This is a genomic window from Brenneria sp. hezel4-2-4 (assembly GCF_013155275.1).
Taxonomy (GTDB): domain Bacteria; phylum Pseudomonadota; class Gammaproteobacteria; order Enterobacterales; family Enterobacteriaceae; genus Brenneria.
The window spans coordinates 1-20,805 of sequence record NZ_JABJXS010000014.1; the positions used below are offsets into that span (position 1 = coordinate 1).

General features: G+C 55.2%; 12 protein-coding genes. 9 read left to right on the forward strand and 3 right to left on the reverse strand.

Features of this window, described 5'->3' with window-relative positions:
* Together HOY33_RS18325 and HOY33_RS18330 are read left to right on the forward strand one after the other, a co-directional pair.
* Positions 1-5,058, forward strand: a 5,058-nt coding sequence (locus HOY33_RS18325) for an Ig-like domain-containing protein (RefSeq protein ID WP_172291574.1), incomplete at its 5' end; no start/stop codon positions are given.
* A 75-nt stretch (positions 5,059-5,133) separates the two neighbouring features.
* A complete protein-coding gene (locus HOY33_RS18330; protein WP_172291575.1) occupies positions 5,134-5,478 on the forward strand; it encodes a tryptophan synthase subunit beta in 345 nt (114 codons plus the stop codon).
* A 54-nt stretch (positions 5,479-5,532) separates the two neighbouring features.
* On the opposite strand, the gene lapD is transcribed toward HOY33_RS18330, so the two are convergent.
* Together lapD and lapG are read right to left on the reverse strand one after the other, a co-directional pair.
* Positions 5,533-7,479, reverse strand: coding sequence for a cyclic di-GMP receptor LapD (gene lapD, locus HOY33_RS18335; RefSeq protein ID WP_172291576.1), 1,947 nt, complete (start codon positions 7,477-7,479; stop codon positions 5,533-5,535).
* Between the two features lie 9 nt (positions 7,480-7,488).
* The gene (gene lapG / locus HOY33_RS18340; protein WP_216660576.1) at positions 7,489-8,160 is read right to left on the reverse strand and encodes a cysteine protease LapG; all 672 of its coding nucleotides are present in this window, start codon (positions 8,158-8,160) and stop codon (positions 7,489-7,491) included.
* Positions 8,161-8,331: 171 nt separating this feature from the next.
* Between lapG and murQ the strand changes: the two genes are divergently transcribed.
* The 3 genes from murQ (at position 8,332) to tadA (ending at position 10,495) form a co-directional block, all read left to right on the forward strand.
* Positions 8,332-9,225 (forward strand): N-acetylmuramic acid 6-phosphate etherase, encoded by an 894-nt coding sequence (gene murQ, locus HOY33_RS18345; protein ID WP_172291577.1) that lies wholly within the window; start codon positions 8,332-8,334, stop codon positions 9,223-9,225.
* Between the two features lie 48 nt (positions 9,226-9,273).
* Positions 9,274-9,912: a phosphatidylglycerophosphatase C gene (gene yfhb, locus HOY33_RS18350; protein WP_172291578.1), complete on the forward strand. Its 639-nt coding sequence runs from the start codon at positions 9,274-9,276 to the stop codon at positions 9,910-9,912.
* A gap of 73 nt (positions 9,913-9,985) precedes the next feature.
* A complete protein-coding gene (gene tadA, locus HOY33_RS18355) occupies positions 9,986-10,495 on the forward strand; it encodes a tRNA adenosine(34) deaminase TadA (protein ID WP_172291579.1) in 510 nt (169 codons plus the stop codon).
* Between the two features lie 254 nt (positions 10,496-10,749).
* Here tadA and mltF read toward each other — a convergent pair whose 3' ends face one another.
* Entirely contained in the window at positions 10,750-12,195 is a 1,446-nt protein-coding gene (gene mltF / locus HOY33_RS18360; RefSeq protein ID WP_172291580.1) for a membrane-bound lytic murein transglycosylase MltF, read from the reverse strand.
* 276 nt (positions 12,196-12,471) lie between these two features.
* Between mltF and purL the strand changes: the two genes are divergently transcribed.
* From purL to glrR, 4 genes are all read left to right on the forward strand, one after another.
* Positions 12,472-16,356 carry a phosphoribosylformylglycinamidine synthase gene (purL, locus tag HOY33_RS18365; protein ID WP_172291581.1) on the forward strand — a complete coding sequence of 1,295 codons (3,885 nt, stop codon included), beginning with the start codon at positions 12,472-12,474 and terminating at the stop codon, positions 16,354-16,356.
* Positions 16,357-17,094: 738 nt separating this feature from the next.
* Positions 17,095-18,531 (forward strand): HAMP domain-containing sensor histidine kinase, encoded by a 1,437-nt coding sequence (locus HOY33_RS18370; protein ID WP_172291582.1) that lies wholly within the window; start codon positions 17,095-17,097, stop codon positions 18,529-18,531.
* A gap of 93 nt (positions 18,532-18,624) precedes the next feature.
* Complete coding sequence (gene qseG / locus HOY33_RS18375) at positions 18,625-19,404, forward strand: two-component system QseEF-associated lipoprotein QseG (protein WP_253906997.1); 780 nt, start codon at positions 18,625-18,627, stop codon at positions 19,402-19,404.
* Positions 19,401-20,738: a two-component system response regulator GlrR gene (gene glrR, locus HOY33_RS18380; protein WP_172291584.1), complete on the forward strand. Its 1,338-nt coding sequence runs from the start codon at positions 19,401-19,403 to the stop codon at positions 20,736-20,738. Before qseG ends, glrR begins: the two co-directional genes overlap by 4 nt.
* Positions 20,739-20,805 lie beyond the last annotated feature (67 nt).

The following is a 20,805-nucleotide window of genomic DNA, read 5'->3' on the forward strand; positions in this document are numbered from 1 at the left end:
ACGGTTGCGCCGGATGCCTTGATTACCATTGATACGATTACGGCGGATAATGTGGTGAATGCGGCCGAGTCCAACCAGACCATTAATGTGACCGGTCAGGTTGGCGATCAGGTGCAGGCTGGTGATGCGGTGACTGTCATGGTGGGTAGTGAGACTTATCAGACTACGGTCAATGCCGATGGGACGAGCTGGAGTGTGAGTGTGCCCGGCAGCGTGCTGGCGGGAAATACCGCCGTTAATGCCACGGTAACCACCGCGGATGCGGCGGGGAATATCGCTACGGCGGATGCCAGTCGCGGTTATACGGTTGATACGGTGGCGCCGGATGCCTCGATCAGTATTGATACCATCACCGCCGATAATGTGGTGAATGCGGCCGAGTCTAATCAGACTATCAATGTCACCGGTCAGGTGGGCGATAATGTCCAGGCCGGTGATGCGGTGACCGTCACCGTCGGTAGCGAGACTTATCAGACTACGGTGAATGCCGATGGCGTAACCTGGAGTGTGAATGTGCCCGGCAGCGTGCTGGCGGGAAATACCTCAGTTAATGCCACGGTGACCACCGCAGATACGGCGGGCAATACCACCACGGCAGAGGCTAACCGTCCTTATGATGTCGACATAATTGCCCCGGATGTGTCGATCAGTATTGATACCATCACCGCCGATAACGTAGTCAATGCCGTCGAGTCCGGCCAGACCATCAGCGTGACCGGCCAAGTGGGCGATCAGGTACGGGCGGGTGATGTGGTGACCGTCACGGTGGGGAGTGAGACTTACCAGACGACGGTCAATGCCGATGGCAGCACCTGGAGTGTGGATATCCCCGGTAGTGTGCTGGCGGGAAATACCTCAGTTAATGCCACGGTAACCACCGCGGATGCGGCGGGGAATATCGCTACGGCGGATGCCAGTCGCGGTTACACCGTTGATACGGTGGCACCGGATGCGTCGATTACCGTTGATACCATCACCGCCGATAATGTGGTGAATGCGGCCGAGTCCGGTCAGACTATCAGCGTGACCGGTCAGGTTGGCGATCAGGTGCGGGCAGGTGATGCGGTGACCGTCACGGTGGGCAGTGAGACTTACCAAACCACGGTGAATGCCGATGGCGTGACCTGGAGCGTGAGTGTTCCCGGTAGCGTACTGGCAGGGAATACGGCGGTTACGGCGAGTGTCACTACATCTGATGCCGCGGGCAATACCACCACGGCGGATGCCAGCCGCGGTTACACGGTTGATACCGTGGCGCCGGATGCCTCGATCAGTATTGATACCATCACCGCCGATAATGTGGTCAATGCCGTTGAGTCCAACCAGACCATCAATGTGACCGGTCAGGTTGGCGATCAGGTGCAAGCGGGCGATGCAGTGACCGTCACGGTGGGTAGCGAGACCTATCAGACCACCGTTAATGCCGATGGCGTGACCTGGAGTGTCAATATTCCCGGCAGCGTACTGGCGGGAAATACCTCAGTTAATGCCACGGTAACCACCTCTGACGCGGCGGGCAATACTACCACGGCGGATGCCAGCCGCGGTTACACCGTTGATACCGTGGCGCCGGATGCGTCGATTACCATCGATACCATCACCGCCGATAATGTGGTGAATGCCGCCGAGTCTAACCAGTCTATCAATGTGACGGGTCAGGTTGGCGATAATGTCCAGGCCGGTGATGCGGTGACCGTCACCGTAGGTAGTGAGACCTACCAGACCACGGTCAATGCCGATGGCAGCACCTGGAGTGTCAATATTCCTGGTAGCGTATTAGCTGCCAATACGGCGATTAATGCCACGGTGACAACCTCTGATGCGGCAGGCAATACCGCCACGGCGGACGCCAGTCGTCCTTACTCGGTTGATACGGTAGCGCCGGATATTGATATTACGCATTTCGCGGGCAATGACGGTTATATCAGCCAGCATGAGTTGGCCAATACGGTCGTCAGCGGCACCAGCAGCGAGAAGACCGTCGATTTGGTCTTTACCGACGTCAATGGCCGGTCTGTCACGCTGAGCAATGTGCCGGTAGTTGATGGCACATGGCAGGCGCAAAGCGATCTCAGTTCACTGGCGGAGGGGAAGATCACCGTTGATGCCACGGCAACCGATCCGGCAGGCAATCAGTCTCATGCCAGCAGTGATGCGGTAATGGATATTACGCCGCCGGTTGCTCTCGATGATGCGGTAACCGGCATGGAAGATACGCCGCTGCATATCGGCTGGAGCGATCTCGGCGTATCAGCCGATACCTCCGGTATCGTGATCTCGGCGCTGCCGCCGGCCAGTACCGGGACGCTCTATTTTAACGATGGCGGTAGCTGGAAGGCGGTAACGGTCGGTCAGGCGTTTACGGCTCAAGATCTTGATTTACGGTTTGAGGCGGCGGCAAATGCCGCGGGCTCTTCGTTAAGTGAGTTCTCATACCAGCCGGTCGATACGGTGGGAAATATCGGTAGCGATGCATCGTTGAGCATTAATATTACCCCGGTTGCCGACGCGCCGGTGGTTACCCTGAATATCGCCAGCGGCGAAACCACGGTGGTGCCGCAGACGATCGCCGTCAACGGCGGCAGCGAGAACGGCGGGTTCGATATCCAGGACGGCAAGATCGTCGCTATCGGCGATGGCGTCCGCATTTGGCTGACGCAGGGAGATCCGGTTCCCACGGTGGTGGGTAACGGCGTCATTGCCTATTACAACCAGGGGAATATCAGCGGCAGCAGTAGCTACACCGATATCTACGTGGTGCATAACGGTTCCGGATATGTCCAGGACGGCACCCAGCGCGGCCTGAATCAGGTCAGCGGCAATGACGGATCGGAAGCGAGCGGTACGTCGCCGGACTATATTTTTATTCAAGACGGCGATACCAGCACCTACAGCGTCAGCACGTCGACCAACAACAATGCCGCGAGCAATGTGAATACGTTCAATGGCGTGAGCGTTTACGGCAACAGTCAGCTAATCAACAGCGGCAACCAGTTGGAAGGCGTTATCTACGGTGATGGCTCCACCGTTTTGGCGGATAGCGGCGATACCACCACGGTCGAGGTGATTTCCGTCCAAAGCGGTTATCAGCAGCACACAATCAATGTCTCCGCCGCGTTGATGGATACCGACGGCAGCGAAACGCTATCCGGCATTACTTTATCCGGGCTGCCGGAAGGCACGCAGATTGTCTCCGGCGATACGGTGCTTTATACCGTGGGGAGTGAAGGGACGTACCTGATCCCGAATACGGATAATGCGCAGTCGTTCACCGCTGACCTTAACATCTGGGTTCCGGTCGCGGCCGGCAAGTTTGATGTAATTGCTCAGGCGACCTCAACCGAATCGGGCAATTATGATTCCGCGACCGGCTCTTCCGTGGAAGAGGTCGAACAGTATGGTTTAAGTATCGGCTCGACCGGTGATGATGCGATGTCGGGCACGCACAGCCATGATTTGATGGTCGCTGATGTTTCTGGGTTGCAGCTTGTCGAAGGGCAGAACTATAACATTGCGTTTATGGTGGATTCTTCAGGCAGCATGTCGAGTAGCGACATAGCAAAAACGCAGGCCTCGTTGACTAATGTGTTTAACAGTCTGATAAAAAGCGCCAACGGCGCCAACTCAGGCACGGTCAACGTCTTCCTGGCCGATTTTGACACTCAGGTCGGTAAAACGGTTTCCGTTAATCTGAGCGATCCTGACGCGTTGCAAAGTCTGACCGATGTGCTGAATTCGATGGTCGGCGGTTTGGCTAACGGCGGCGGCACCAACTACGAGGATGTGTTCAAAACCACCGCTAACTGGTTTTTAAGCGATCAGGTGACAAGCAATGTCGGCAATAACCTGACCTATTTTATTACCGACGGCGAGCCGACCTTTTATCAGACCGGCGAAACCAATGAAGTTCAGGTTGGATCGAAAAATCAATATCTGAATATTGACGATATCAACTATCAGCCCGGCGAAGCTTATTCTATGACTGTATACAGTAGGTCTCGTGAAGTCATTGATGAACAAGGAAACGTCTATCGTTATAGCGGTCATAACAGTAGCGGTTCCGTCATTGGACAAGTTCATGCCCAGGGGGACGGCACCTACGAAATCTCTACCCTCGGTGGCGCAGGCAACAATAGTTCCTACTGGAACGGTCGCTATTGGGTGGATAATTCAGGTAATCTCGACGCCAGCAATGCACAAGCGACAGAAGCGTTTGCGCAGTTGAAAAAACTGTCCAACGTTGACGCTATCGGTATTGGCGACGATCTGAATGCCAGCAGCCTGCAACACTATGACACTGACGGTCACGTGCAGGATCATATCGATCCCAGTCAGTTGAATGAGGCGATCCTGGGCAGTAATGAGCCGATGCATGCCGGCAATGACGAACTCAACGGCGGCTTAGGTAACGATATCCTGTTCGGCGATGTGGTGACGTTTGATAACATTGAAGGCAACGGCCTCTCTGCGTTGCAAAACTATATTGCCGGGCGGATGGGGCTACAGGATACGCTGCCGACCGCGAAAGAGATGCACGGTTACATTACCGCGCACAGCAGCGAGTTTGATATTTCTTCCGCAAGTGACGGTAATGATATTCTTAACGGCGGCGTGGGCAATGACATCCTCTTCGGGCAAGGCGGCAACGATACCCTGAATGGCGGAAGCGGCAACGATCTGCTGTATGGCGGCAGCGGAGATGATCTGTTGATCGGCGGGGCGGGCAATGATGTATTGATCGGCGGCGCCGGGGCAGATACCTTCAAGTGGCAGGCCGGTGAGGTGGGGCATGATGTTATCAAGGACTTCAATGCCAGCGAAGGCGACAGGATCGATTTAAGCGATCTGGTCGGCGAACTGGAAGAGGGAACCGATATCAGTCGCTATATTCGCATTACCGATAGCGATGGTTCGCCGACGATCGAAGTCAGTCCCGAAGGGAACTTCACCGGCGCTGGCGGCGGCACGGTGGCGGTATCCATTACGCTTGAGCACTACAGCGGCGCGTTACCGTCGCTTGAAAGTTTAATCAGCAAGCCAGAGCAAACTCAGAGCTGACGGTAATCGCGTGGAAAGGGCCTCTGAGTATGGGGCTCCTTTCATCTTTAAGCATACTTAAAAAGGTCTCGGAATATGTTTTATATCCAGCGCGATGGTGATGGGCATCTGCTTAAGGTTGATGAGAGTCCTTTTCCCGAGATGAATGGCGAATTGCCCGCCGGCTCCACAGAGGCATTGGAATGGTTTAAAACCCATGATAGCGCCACGGCCAGTTTGCAACAGCTGCGTCAGAGCGACCTGGAGATGGTGCGGGTACTGGAAGATTTGATTCAGGTATTAATCAATAAAGGCGTCATCAGTATTACCGATTTTCCCTCCGCGGCGCAGCTCAAGCTGATAGGCCGGGCGCAGGCGCGCGAAGCCTTGAATAGCGGATTGGATAAATTAATCGGCGATGATGAAGACGGCATGTTCTGACAGGCGTAACAGCATGATGAAAAAGGCCTTAACCGGCCGTTTTTCATCCGAGCGTCATCTTGTCGCCGGCGCCGGTTCTCCCAACAGACGTCCCATTGCGCCTTGCAACCCCATTTCCTGAAGCACTTTCAATTCGCCGGGGGTTTCAACACGCTCGGCGATAAGCGGTAGCGCAATGCTATTGGTGGCGCGATACAGGGCTTCAATAAACATTTTTTTATCTTCTTCACGATCGATATCCCGAATATAGCTGCCATCGACTTTTAAGTAAGCCAGTCCCCATTGAGACAAATTACCGATCATATTAAACCGGCCGCCAAAATGCTGAAGCCCCAGCGCGCAGCCATGTTCGTTCAGAAGTTTGATTAAGGCTTCAAGCTGAGCGGTGTCCGGCAGTTGGTTCTCATCTAATTCCAGAATCAGCCGCTTCGCCAACTGGGGCTGCTGTTTCAGCGGCGCCAGTAACTGAGCCATTAACGGCAGGTTAATCACGGTGTTGTAGGACAGACTTAACGCCAGATCGCCTTGATGCCGGCGTAAATAACCCAGCACCTGTTTCAGCATCACCTGATCCAGCCGGGTATTCCAGCCAAAACGCTGAACCCAGGGAAGGAAGCGGCCTGCGGCGATACTGTTTCCCTGTTCATCCTCAATTCTTGCCAGCACCTTATGATGCAGTATCTGATTCGGATCGAGGCAATTCACCACCGGCTGTAAGAAAAGTTGCAGATTTTCCTGCTCCAGAATGGGATCGAGCCGGTTAAACCACATGTGCCGGTCGGTGTCCGTCCGGGGGGATGTCGACAGGCTTTCATCGATGGTGATTTTGTCTGAATGCCTTTCGGCGCAGGTCAAAGCCTGATCGCCCTGGATCAGCAGGGATTGTGCGGCGTCTCCCGGTCGGAACGGCACCATACAAAACCGGGCCACCGGAGATACGTCTGTTTCACCCGTCAGGTATAAGCTTTCCATGTTGCGCGTCAGATCGTCTATCAACGCGTGGGCTTCCTTATCGACCAGACCGGGGCACAGCAAGGCGAATTCGCCGCCGCGGATACGGGCTGACAGGCTCTCTGCTTTGACGTCCCGCTTTTGGGTTTTGTGGATGATTTGCCCGATTGCCGCCAGCACTGAATCGGTGCGTTGTCCTCCCAGACGCTGGTTCATTCCTGAGAGATCCTGGATGCGGATCATAATCAGGAAGCCCGGCGGCGTTTCATCATCGGCGAGTTTGTCCTGAAACTGAATGTCGAAAGCCCGGCGGTTGGCCAACCCGGTCTGAGGATCTTGATAAGCCTCCTGACGTAAGCGCTCGCTTCGTAAGGCTTCTTCCTCAAATAGGGTCTTGAGTTTGCTAACCATCAGATTCATGGCCTGCGCCACGCGGCGCAACTCCGGCGTGTTGGGTAAATCAGGCTGGTTGAGGAATTCCCGGCGGGTAATCGCCAATGACTGATTGACGATATAGTCCAGCGGGCGCAGTTGGCGGCGCAGCATTATGGCGCCGAGCAAAACCCCAAGCGTACCGCAACTGAGCAGCCAGATGAGCGTGGCCGAACTGCTTTTCCACAAACGGGTGATGGCGAACATGGGATGGCTGACGACTTCCACTTTTGCCGCCTGTTCCCAGCCGCGCATGACGATCGCTTCGCCTGCGCCGGGTTGCAGGTTTACCAGCCGCACAAACCAGCGGGGCACATTGGGCACTTCCGGCGACGCCGTGCGCGCCAGCGTAATGTTATCGGTTTTTAAATCCCGAATGCGGATGCTGGAAAAGTAGCCGCTGTCAAAAATGGAGCTGACCATCAGTTCCACCATCGCCGGATCGTCGATATTCGGCGTCAGGGACAATCCCAGTGCGGTTGCCGCATCCTGGGCATGGGAACGAAGCTGGTTGTTATATTGCTCGCGCGAGTTTTCCAGACTGACGAAAAAACTCCCGCTGAAAATAATCAGCACGAACAGGCAGATGGCTATCAGTAATTGTTTGTATAGAGACATAGCCTTATCTTACTCCTCAAGTGAAAATCCTTCGGCACGCATTTTGGTCAGTAATTCCTGCCAGCGCGAAAGTCGTTTACTGTCACCTACGCGTTTGTTGCCGCCGGCGCCCGGCAGCCATAATCCTTCGCCATTAAAGGAATAGACCGGCAGTAAATCGGTGCGCTGGGTCGCAGGTTGAATGTTATTTATCAGGTTATCCAGCACCAGAGGGATGGCGGTTGGCGTCGGATAATAGGTAAGCACCATATGAGCCTTGTTTAGACGTAATGCCTTGACGTAAGTGATGCGCAGTTTTTCCCCCGCCACGCCTAAATGACGCAAAGTGAAATACTTGGCGATGGCGTAGTCTTCACAATCCGCCGCGCCTTTGCGTAACGCTTCAATCGGGCTGGCCCAGTAATCTTCCTGACCCCAGATGATCGTATCATCACGAAACTGCAAACGGTCATTAAAAAAAAGATTCACGGCTTCCAGCTGTTGTTGTTCATCCGCGTTGCGCTGGGAAATCAGCAACGCCTGCCATTCATCAATCCGTCGACTGGCCGCCGGGGTCGCCGGGCCATAAAGCTGGGCCGTCCGTTGAGTAATGAGGATGAAATCCCAGTCTGCGCGCAGCGAACCTGCCAGCAGCAATAGACAGCAAATGAGAAAAAGCTTGCAAAAAACGGTCTTAGGCAAGTGGTATTGCACTGATATTTCTCTGTTTGCTCACAAGGCGGCCGCCCCCGGCGTGAAGATTTAATAGATTAGACTATAGTGCAGACTATCTTACTTTTATAATGGCAAAAAGCCATTACTGCGGCACCAGGATAATGGTAGAAAAAAGTGCTGCAACGAAGAGGCAACAGGATGAATTTAGGCGCATTAGTATCAGAAACCCGCAATCCCGACACGATGGATTTGGATCAGTTGTCTACACTGGACATGATGCGTGTTTTCAATCGGGAAGATCAAAAGGTGCCGGAGGCTATCCGTCAGGTATTGCCGGCGATCGCCAGAGCGGTCGATCTGGCGACGGCCGCCTTAAAAGCGGGGGGACGGCTGATTTACCTGGGAGCGGGAACCAGCGGCCGATTGGGCGTGCTGGACGCCTCGGAATGCCCCCCGACGTTTGGGGTGCCGCATGGACTGGTGATTGGCTTGATCGCCGGCGGCCCGGGCGCATTGCTTCAGGCGGTTGAAGGCGCGGAGGATGATCCGGCGTTGGGCGAGGCCGATCTTGTCGCCCTGCATCTCACTGCGGAGGATATGGTGATCGGTCTGGCGGCTTCCGGCCGAACGCCTTATGTCATCGGCGCCTTGCGTTACGCCCGCAGCGTCGGCTGCCGGACGGCGGCGATCTCCTGTAATCCGCACGCGCCCATTGCAGAGGAAGCCCAGGTGGCGATTTCCCCGGTCGTCGGCCCGGAGGCACTGACGGGATCGACCCGCCTGAAATCGGGAACCGCACAAAAGCTGGTGTTGAATATGATTTCCACCGGCGTCATGGTCAAGCTGGGCAAGGTGTATCAGAATCTAATGGTGGATGTGAAAGCCACCAATGTTAAATTGTTGGATCGCGCGTGCCGGATTGTGATCGAAGCCACGGGCGCGGATCCGGATGTGGCCCGGCAGGCGCTGGCGCAGACCGGGAACGAGGTGAAACCTGCTATTCTGATGATTCTGAGCGGGGTGAGCGCGCAAGAGGCGCGACGGAAACTCCTGCAACATAAGGGTTATCTGCGCGAGGCGCTGATTGACTGACACGATGAGACATCGTCTTTTATTTATCGATCGCCGAGGAGTAACGTTTTGAGTGATAAGCGAAGCCTGCGCATTGTGTTTTTTGATTTGGACGGCACGCTGCATCAGCAGGATATGTTCGGTAGTTTTTTACGCTTTCTGCTCAAGCGGTTGCCGCTTAACCTTATTCTTGTTCTCCCGTTATTGCCGGTTATCGGCGCCGGTTTGCTGGTGCGCGGCCGCGCCGCCCGCTGGCCGATGAGCTGGCTGTTGTGGGCGATTACCTTTGGACGCCGTGAGGATAATCTCGTTCAGTTGGAAAAGCAGTTCGTCAGCGATTTTCGCCGTAAAGTGACGCCTTTTCCGCAGGTACAACAGCGGCTGAAAGAATATTTACAGGATACTCAGGCGCAGGTCTGGCTGGTCACCGGATCGCCTCAGCGCCTGGTTGAGCAGGTCTACCATGATTCCCCCTTTTTACCCGGCGTTCGTCTGATGGGAAGCCAGATAACACGGCGCGCCGGCGGCTGGGTGCTGACGCTGCGCTGTCTGGGGCAGGAAAAAGTCATTCAGATGGAACAGCGGCTGGGTACGCCGCTGAAGCTCTATAGCGGCTACAGCGACAGCAAGCAGGATAACCCGCTGCTCTATTTTTGCGAGCATCGCTGGCGGGTGACGCCAAACGGCAGTTTGCAACAACTGGAGTGATTCCTCTCGGGCGTTGTCCGTATATAATGCCGCCCCCAACAGTGACAGCGAAAAAATTGCCTAAGAGGAAGCCGTGAGCCGCGTATTGGTACTGGATGATGAATATTGGATGCGCCATGCGCTGACCTTGGCCCGGCGCGCTCAGGATGAAGGTGAGGTGCCGGTCGGGGCGGTGCTGGTCTTGGATAATCTGGTAATCGGCGAAGGCTGGAATCGCCCGATAGGCCATCACGATCCGACCGCCCATGCCGAGATTATGGCGCTGCGTCAGGGAGGAAAAGCGCTACAGAACTATCGCCTGTTGCATTCTACGCTCTACGTGACGCTGGAGCCTTGCATCATGTGCGCGGGCGCCATGATCCACAGCCGCATTGGCCGGCTGGTTTATGGCGCGGCGGATGAAAAAACCGGGGCGGCGGGGTCGCTGGTGGATATTTTACGCCATCCCGGCATGAATCATCAGATAACCATCGATTCCGGCATCCTGGCCGCCGAGTGTTCCGCCACGCTCAGCGCATTTTTCCGCCAGCGGCGTGAGCAGCATAAAGCGCGGCGCGCGGCGGGTAAAAAAGCCGCGAATTAATCGCGGCTGAGGTTGCTGACAAAGTCGTCTGTAAGCCTGAGATACCCGGGCCTACCGTACCGAGGGGCCATTATGGGACACATCCTTGTGCCCCACCCTGCGGGCCAGCATAAATGCTGTTCAAATTTGCTCCTGGCAAATTTGTCGGCGGCTTACGCCGCTACGGCCCCTCGCCACGCTCTCCCTAATAACAGGCTTTGTCAATGGTCTGAACCGCGAATTAATCGCGGCTTCGGCTTATGGCGTTATAAGACTTATTCCGGCACTTTATCCGGCGCAACAACCGGATAAGCCTGAGCGGAGAGCAACTGTTGCTGCGCTTTAGTCTCTTTTTCTGACAGATATCCCACCAGACTCACCATATAACGGCGGATATTTTCCACATAGTTGTAGGCTTCATGTCCGCGCGCATAACCGTAAGTGGTTTGCGTGTAATAACGTTTCTGGCTCAGCATCGGCAGACGCAGTTTCACATCGGCCCAGCTATCGGGGTTGCCTTTCTGCCTTTCCGTCAGTTTGCGGGCGTCCAGCAAATGGGCATATCCCATGTTGTAGGCCGCCAGCGCAAACCAGATTTTTTCATCCTCAGGGATCGTATCCGGCATCTTCTGCATCATATGCGACATATATTGCGCGCCGCCGCGAATACTCTGTTCGGGATCGAGACGATCGGTAACATCCAGACTTTCCGCCGTATTGCGGGTAAGCATCATCAGCCCGCGTACGCCGGTCGGCGAGGTGGCCAGCGGGTTCCAGTGCGATTCCTGATAGGAGATGGCCGCCAGCAGTTTCCAGTCGATCTCCGTGGCATATTTTTCAAACAACGGCTGGAGATCGGGCAGCGTTTCATCAATGGCGCTGAGGAAGGTGGTGGTATCGACGTAATCAAATTCGCCGACATGGCCCAGATATTTTTCTTCCAGTCGGGCGAGGGTGCCGTCTTCAACGATGCGGCTGAAAAAATCCAGTAACGCCGCGGACAGGCTATCATCATTTGAGCGCCGCATGTACCAGGTGACCGGTTCTTCATCGCTGAGATCGAACGCCACGGCGAGCTGGGGATGAATACGCTGGATTAACCCAATGGTGACCGAATCTCCCAGGGTATAGTCGAGTTTACCGTCGATAACCTGTTTCAGCAGTTCCTGCGTGGTCAGTTCTGACGTTGATTCCCACTCCAACTGCGGATGTTTGTCCGCTTTCAGTTCGCGCAGCGTGGCGACATACGCGGATCCTGATGTCACGGCCAGGCGTCCGGGCAGTTTTCCCAGCGTTTTAGGGCGCGTGTTCCCCAGGCGATACACCAACTGTTGCGACACCGAATAGTAGGTCGGCCCGGCGCGAAAGCGCGCCAAACGTTCATGATTATAAATGAGTCCGGCGGCCAGTAAGTCCGTATCGTCGTCATCCAGATCGTCAAACAGGTCGTCAAGGTTTTTACGTGACGAGACCGTCAGCTTGACGCCGAGATAGTCGGCGAAACGTTTCGCCAGTTCATAATCAAGACCTGCCGGCTCACCGTTACTGATATAGTGAGTCAAAGGCGAGTCGATGGTGCTGATACGCAACTCGCCGCGTGAGAGGATCTGTCTGAGCTGATCGTCCTGGCTGCTGCGCCAGGGGATATTTGGCCATAGGGCCAGCGCCAGCAGTAACGTGATAATCCCGATGAAAAAATAATTTAATTTTAAACGCTTCAAATAGTGGTCTCTCGGCGGCTTGGCTAGCCTGTCTATAGTGGCCGTTTTTTATACGAAAAGTCCCGGAGTCGAGGCATTTTGCGTAACAAACTGCCAGTGTGCAACTTTTATTGATTTGGTTAATGGTCATTCGGCGCCGTAAGGCGATGTGCAACAATCGCTACGCAAACGGTTTCGTCCGGGTCAAGGATTCTCTATAATGACGCGCGTTTCCCCCCTGTAGCGCCCAACGACTGCACCGCAGTCGGTGCATCGAAGACGAGAGAACTTTAGATTATGGAAATACTGCGTGGTTCACCTGCTTTGTCGGCTTTTCGTATTAATAAATTGCTGGTTCGCTGCAAAGAGCACTTTTTGCCGATCAGTGATATCTATGCCGAATATGTGCATTTTGCCGATGTCAGCGCGCCGCTGAACAACGATGAACAGGACAAACTGACACGGTTGCTGAAATATGGTCCTTCTCTCGCTGAACACGAGCCGCAAGGCCGTTTGCTGCTGGTGACTCCCCGTCCCGGCACGATTTCCCCGTGGTCTTCCAAGGCAACGGATATTGCGCGTAATTGCGGCTTGAATAAGGTTTTGCGTCTGGAACGCGGTCTGGCTTTTTATATCCATGCGCCGACGCTGAGCGATGAACAGTGGCAGCAACTGGGGGCGTTGTTGCATGACCGTATGATGGAAAGCGTATTCAATGAGATGAAGCAGGCGGAAAAACTGTTCTCTCATCATCAGCCCGCGCCGTTGAAACGCGTAGAGATCTTGTTACAGGGCCGGCAGGCGCTGGAAGAGGCCAATGTCCGGCTGGGGCTGGCGCTGGCGGAAGACGAGATCGATTATCTGCTGGATGCGTTTAACCAACTGGGGCGCAATCCCACCGATATTGAGCTGTATATGTTTGCCCAGGCTAACTCCGAACATTGCCGGCATAAAATTTTTAATGCCGACTGGGTGATCGATGGCGTGGAACAGCCGAAATCGCTGTTCAAGATGATTAAGAACACCTTCGTCCACACGCCGGATCACGTATTGTCCGCCTATAAGGACAACGCGGCAGTGATGGAAGGCTCCGCCGTCGGGCGTTTCTATGCCGATACGCACGGCAACTACGATTACCATCAGGAAGAGGCGCATATCCTGATGAAAGTGGAAACCCACAACCACCCGACGGCGATTTCGCCCTGGCCGGGGGCGGCAACGGGTTCCGGCGGTGAAATCCGCGATGAAGGCGCGACCGGACGGGGCTCCAAACCCAAGGCGGGGCTGGTCGGTTTCTCCGTATCGAACCTGCGTATTCCCGGCTTTGAACAGCCGTGGGAAGAAGATTTCGGCAAGCCCGATCGTATCGTCAGCGCCCTGGATATTATGATCGAAGGCCCGCTGGGCGGGGCGGCGTTCAATAATGAATTCGGCCGCCCTGCGCTGACCGGCTATTTCCGTACCTATGAAGAGCGGGTGGACAGCCATAACGGCACCGAACTGCGGGGTTATCACAAGCCCATAATGTTGGCCGGCGGCCTCGGTAATATTCGCGCCGACCATGTTCAAAAAGGCGAAATCAGCGTGGGCGCCAAACTGATCGTGCTCGGCGGCCCTTCAATGAATATCGGGTTAGGGGGCGGGGCGGCGTCGTCAATGGCCTCCGGTCAGTCTGACGCCGATCTGGATTTTGCTTCCGTTCAGCGCGATAACCCGGAAATGGAGCGCCGCTGTCAGGAAGTGATCGACCGCTGCTGGCAGTTGGGCGAACAGAACCCGATCCTGTTTATTCATGACGTGGGCGCCGGCGGCCTGTCCAACGCGATGCCGGAGCTGGTCAGCGACGGCGGCCGCGGCGGTCGTTTCGAACTGCGTGATATTTTGAATGACGAACCGGGCATGAGTCCGCTGGAAGTCTGGTGCAATGAGTCGCAAGAGCGTTATGTGCTGGCCGTCGCGCCGGAACAACTGGCGTTGTTTGATGAAATCTGCCGCCGTGAGCGTGCGCCTTACGCGGTGATCGGCGAAGCGACGGAAGAATTGCATTTGACGCTGAATGACCGTCATTTCAATAACCAGCCGATCGATCTGCCGCTGGATGTTTTGCTGGGTAAAACGCCGAAGATGCTGCGTGATGTCGAGCGCAAACAGGTGGAAGGCGCATCGCTAAACCGTGATGACATTTATCTGGCCGACGCGGTAGAGCGCGTGCTGCATTTGCCGGTGGTGGCGGAAAAAACCTTCCTGATCACCATCGGCGACCGTTCGGTAACCGGTATGGTGGCCCGCGATCAAATGGTCGGGCCGTGGCAGGTGCCGGTGGCTGACTGCGCGGTGACCACGGCGAGTCTGGACAGCTATTACGGTGAAGCCATGTCGATTGGCGAGCGCGCCCCGGTGGCGCTGCGCAATTTCGCGGCCTCCGCGCGTCTGGCGGTGGGGGAAGCATTAACCAACATTGCCGCGACCGATATCGGCCCTCTGACGCGCGTTAAGCTATCGGCTAACTGGATGGCCGCAGCCGGTCATCCGGGGGAAGATGCCGGGCTTTACGATGCGGTTAAAGCCATCGGCGAGGAACTTTGCCCGGCGCTGGGGTTGACTATCCCGGTCGGCAAAGACTCCATGTCGATGAAAACCCGCTGGCGGGAAGGCGACGAAGAACGTGCCATCACCTCGCCGATGTCGCTGGTGATTTCTGCTTTCGCCCGGGTGGAGGACGTGCGTAAAACGGTAACCCCGCAGTTGCGTACCGATGAAGATAACGCATTATTACTGATCGACCTGGGCGCGGGACACCAGGCGCTGGGCGCCACCGCGCTGGCTCAGGTATACCGCCAGTTAGGCCGTGAAACCGCGGACGTGCGCAATGCGCAACAACTGGCCGGCTTCTTTAATGCCATGCAGCAGTTGGTGACGGACAAGGCCTTACTGGCTTATCACGATCGATCTGACGGCGGGCTGTTGGCGACGCTGGCTGAGATGGCGTTCGCCGGCCACTGCGCCGTGAATGTCGATATTGCTTCGCAGGGCGACGACACGTTGGCTACGTTGTTCAACGAAGAGCTGGGGGCGGTTATTCAGATTGCGGCTTCACGTCAGGCCGACGTGCAAAGCGTGTTTGCCCGGCATGGTCTGGCGGATTGCGTGCATTATCTCGGTCGCGCCGAAGAGGGAACACGCTTTATTATTACCCGCGGTGAGGACGTGGTTTACCGCGAAAGCCGTACCACAATGCGTAGCTGGTGGGCGGAAACCACCTGGCAGATGCAGCGTTTGCGTGATAACCCGCAGTGCGCCGATCAGGAGCATACCGCCAAGCAGGATGATAACGATCCCGGTTTGAATGTGGCGCTGACCTTTGAACCGCAGGAGGATATTGCCGCGCCCTATATTGCGAAACAGGTTCGCCCTAAAGTCGCCGTGTTGCGTGAGCAGGGGGTTAACTCCCATGTCGAAATGGCGGCGGCTTTCCACCGCGCCGGCTTTGACGCCGTAGATATCCATATGAGCGATTTGTTGGCGGGACGCCGCGATCTGCAAGATTTTCAGGCGCTGGTCGCCTGCGGCGGTTTCTCTTATGGCGACGTGCTGGGCGCGGGTGAGGGGTGGGCGAAGTCCATTCTGTTCAATCCGCGGGTGCGTGATGAATTCGCCGCATTCTTCCAGCGTCCGCAGACGCTGGCGCTCGGGGTGTGCAACGGTTGCCAGATGATGTCGAATCTGAAAGATCTGATCCCCGGTGCGGATCTCTGGCCGCGTTTTGTGCGCAATAAATCGGACCGCTTTGAAGCCCGCTTTAGTCTGGTTGAAGTAGAGAAGAGTCCGTCGTTGTTTATGAACGACATGGCGGGATCGCGTATGCCTATTGCGGTTTCACATGGCGAAGGTCAGGTTGAGGTACGTGATGAAACGCATCTGTCGGCGCTGGAAGAGCGTGGTCTGGTTACGCTGCGTTATGTGAATAACTACGGCCAGGTTACCGAAAATTATCCCGCCAACCCGAATGGCTCGCCAAACGGTATTACGGCCGTCACCAGCACCAGTGGTCGGGCGACGGTAATGATGCCGCACCCGGAACGGGTATTCCGTACCGTCAGCAACTCCTGGCATCCTGAAGCGTGGGGCGAAGATGGTCCGTGGATGCGTATGTTCCGCAATGCGCGCAGACAGCTGGGTTAATCATTCTCAGAACGGCAAAAGCAAGACGCGGCAAGGAGCTTTGGCTCCTTGTCGTTTTTTTGCGACAAACGCTCGGTTAAATGTCTCTGATTGGAGACATTTAACTCTTTGATTTGTATAAGTTGGCGTGTTTAGTAGCAAAGGTGTCTGTTTTTGACGACATAAAATCGATATTGGGTTTATTTCGCGAACCAAGAGGGATTCTTGGTAATACATTTTTAAAAATAATAAATTTAAAATCAGTAACTTAAATTATTTTCTTGAAAATTGGCACGATAGGTGCATAATTATCAGTGTTGCTCATTCAACTGGTTATGATTGCGCTGCTGATTGGCAGAGATATTCGCTCATAACAACCGGAATGACGCCAAAAGAAAGGGTGCCTATCGTCCACTAGACCGATAACAGGATGCGCAAGCTGACTTTATCAAGCATCGGGCGACACGTTGAGTGAGGCACCGCCTATTTAGTTACGCGGTCAGGGGCATGATTCTCCTGACCGCGTAATGCTCCAATGCCCACTCCGCTTTCCTTTCCTGTTGATGATCACCTTTGTTTCCCTGTCGCTTTTTGTTTGGCGTTACCGCTGGATTAGACTGCGTTACGCACGTCGCCGGGAAACCTTGGCGGGCCATCTCTGCCCGCCGCCTTTTAGGCCGTCGCCATGCGACGTTTAAAAACGTTCCTGACGTTTTTAGCAAATTCAGTTAGCATCAGAGCGGATCGATAGGTAACGAGATGATTTCCTTGAAACGATGGCGTTTATTTCCGCGCTCCTTGCGGCAGTTAGTAATCATGGCTTTTTTGCTGGTGCTGTTGCCTTTACTGGTATTGGCGTATCAGGCATACCAAAGCCTGAACACGCTTAGCGAGCAGGCCGCAGACATTAACCGGACCGCCCTGACGGACGCCCGTCGCAGCGAGGCGATGACCAGCGTGGCGTTAGCGATGGAGCGCAGCTATCGTCAGTATTGCGTGCTGGACGATCAAACGCTGGCCACGCTCTACCAAAACCAGCGCAATCAATATTCGCAGATGCTGGATTCTCATGCCTCCGTCCTGCCGGATCAGCGCTACTATCAAACCCTGCGTCAGCATTTAACCCAGCTTGCGGCGTTGCGCTGCAATAACAGCGGTCCCGATCGGGACGCCTCCGGACTGTTGGAGCGTTTTTCCCAGGCAAACGGGCAGATGGTGCAGGCGACCCGTGAAGTGGTGTTTTCCCGCGGACAGCAACTGCAACAGGCGATTGCCGAGCGCGGGCAGTTTTTCGGCTGGCAGGCGTTGCTGCTGTTTCTGGTCAGTTTGTTACTGGTGGTGCTGTTTACCCGTATGATCATCGGCCCGGTAAACGGGGTTGAGCGGATGATCAATCGTCTGGGGGAAGGCCGGTCGCTGGGAAATACCAGTACCTTTAAAGGGCCGCGTGAAATCCGCTCGCTGGCGCAACGTATTATTTGGTTAAGCGAGCGTCTTTCCTGGCTGGAATCGCAACGCCATGAATTTCTCCGGCATATTTCACACGAGCTGAAAACGCCGCTGGCAAGCCTGCGTGAAGGCACTGAGCTGCTGGCGGATCAAGTGGTCGGCCCGCTGACCGCCGATCAGAAAGAAGTGGTATCCATTCTGGACAGCAGCAGCCGCCATCTGCTGCAATTGATCGATCAGCTATTGGACTATAACCGTAAACTGGCGGATACGCCGACGGAGTTGGAACGGGTCGAAATTGAGGAAATCGTCGATATCGTGGTGTCGTCCCATAGCTTGCCGGCCCGGGCAAAAATGATTCATACCGATATTGAGCTGAAAATTGAACACTGCTGGGCGGAGGCGACGCTATTGATGCGCGTAATAGACAATCTCTATTCCAATGCGGTGCACTATGGCAAGGAATCCGGTAACATTTGGATCTATAGCCGTTCGGTTGGCAATCGGGTTCAGATTGATGTGGCGAATAGCGGTACGCCGATCCCCGACGCGGAGCGTAGCATGATTTTTGAGCCTTTTTACCAGGGTAGCCATCAGCGAAAAGGCGCGGTAAAAGGCAGCGGGCTGGGATTGAGTATCGCCCGGGATTGTATTCGCCGTATGCGTGGGGAGTTAAGCCTGATATCCGTTGACTATGCTGATGTGTGTTTTCGTATTGAATTGCCATTAACTTCTGAGAATGAATAGATAATGAATGCACGGTCTGTCCGTCCTTTTTCGTTACACATCCTGCCCGCCCTATTCGATGTGTCTTTTCGCCGTCTGGCAAAGGCCGTGGCGATGTTATCCCTGCTGTTACCGTCGGCCTTGCTGCTGACGGCCTGCAACGCTAACGTCAGCAGTTACATAGCGTCACAGGACGGGGAAAATTCAACGCCGAAAGAACAGGTCACCGATTACCGCCTTGCACAATGCGGGCGGCTCTGGCAGGCGGACGATCGGGACGTGATGAACAATGCGCTTTACTGGCTGCGGGCGATGGATTGCGCCGGTCGTTTGACCCAGTTTCAGGCGCGTGAAGAAGCACAGCTCCTGACGGTCGATAGCTGGGAGAATGCGTTCAAACGGGGAATTTTACTGGATAACGCGGGCATCACGCAGGCGGAAAGACGCCAGATGCTGGCGCAGATTAATTTGTACCGCCTTGATTTTCCTTCCGCATTGCGTCCGCTGATGCAGACCTGGCGCGATAGACAAACGCTGTTTCTGGCCTTATCCGATGAACGTTTACGTTATCAGCGTTTACAGGAATCCAGTGATAAACAGCTGGATTCCCTACGCATAGAACAAAACCATCTGCAATATCAGTTGGAGATAACGCGACAAAAGCTGGAAAACCTGACGGACATTGAACGTCGGCTTTCATCCCGTAAGCAACTGTCGGGTGAATTGCCCGATAACGATGCCGACCGTCGCAGCGCAGCAGGCCAGGCGCGCGACGGCTCGCCTACCTCGCCGAAATTGGATTCGGAGCCGGTAAACGCGGAGGATACCTACATCCCGCCGACCGAATCGGATACGGATAACTCGACGACGAAGAAGGAGCCGAAAAACCCATGACAGCCCGGAAAGCGGCGAATTTGTTGCTGGTAGACGACGATCCCAGCCTGTTGAAGCTGTTGGGAATGCGCCTGACCAGTGAAGGTTTCAGCGTGACGACGGCGGAAAGCGGTCAGGAAGCGTTGCGCCTGTTGACCCGAGAACGGTTCGATCTGGTGATTAGCGATCTTCGGATGGATGAAATGGACGGGATGGCGCTGTTTTCTGAAATTCAGCGCTATCAGCCGGGTATGCCCGTCATTATTCTGACCGCGCACGGCTCTATTCCTGATGCGGTAGCGGCAACGCAGCAGGGGGTGTTCAGCTTCCTGACCAAACCGGTCGATCGTGATGCGTTATACCAGGCGATCGATGAAGCGATGGCGTTGTCCGCCCCGGTTGGCGATGAAAGCTGGCGCGAAACCATCGTGACCCGTAGCCCCTTAATGCTGCGTCTGTTGGAACAGGCCAAGATGGTCGCGCAGTCGGACGTCAGCGTGTTGATTAATGGTCAGAGCGGCACCGGGAAAGAGGTGTTGGCGCAGGCGATCCATGCCGCCAGCCCGCGGGCGAAAAAAGCCTTTATCGCCATCAACTGCGGGGCGTTGCCCGAACCGTTGCTGGAGTCTGAGCTATTCGGTCATGCCAAAGGGGCGTTTACCGGCGCCGTCAGCAGCCGTGAAGGGCTGTTTCAGGCGGCGGAAGGCGGTACGCTGTTTTTAGATGAAATCGGCGATATGCCGCTGTCGTTGCAGGTCAAATTGCTGCGGGTATTGCAGGAACGCAAGGTGCGCCCGCTGGGCAGTAATCGCGATCTGGATATTGACGTGCGGATTATTTCCGCCACCCATCGTGATTTACCCAAGGCGATGGAAAAAGGCGAGTTCCGCGAAGATCTTTATTATCGGTTGAACGTGGTTAATATGAAGCTGCCGGCGCTGCACGAACGGGCGGAAGATATCCCGCTGTTGGCGAATCATCTGCTGCGTGAGTCGGCCGCCCGACACAAGCCTTTTGTGCGCACGTTTTCGACGGATGCCATGAAACGGTTGATGACGGCCAGTTGGCCGGGTAACGTGCGGCAGCTGGTCAATGTGATTGAACAGTGCGTCGCGCTGACCAGCGCGCCGGTTATCAGCGAGGCGCTGGTTGAGCAGGCGTTGGAAGGTGAAAATACCGCGTTGCCGACCTTTGTCGAGGCCCGCCATCAGTTTGAGCTGAACTATCTGCGCAAACTGTTGCAGATAGCCAAAGGCAATGTGACTCAGGCTGCGCGTATGGCGGGGCGTAACCGGACGGAGTTTTATAAACTGTTGGGCCGTCATGAATTGGACGCCAACGATTTTAAAGAATAATGTTAATAGATTGTAGGATTGGATTCCGCCAATCTTCTTGTTTGCTGATGCCCGGCTTTGGCCGCAA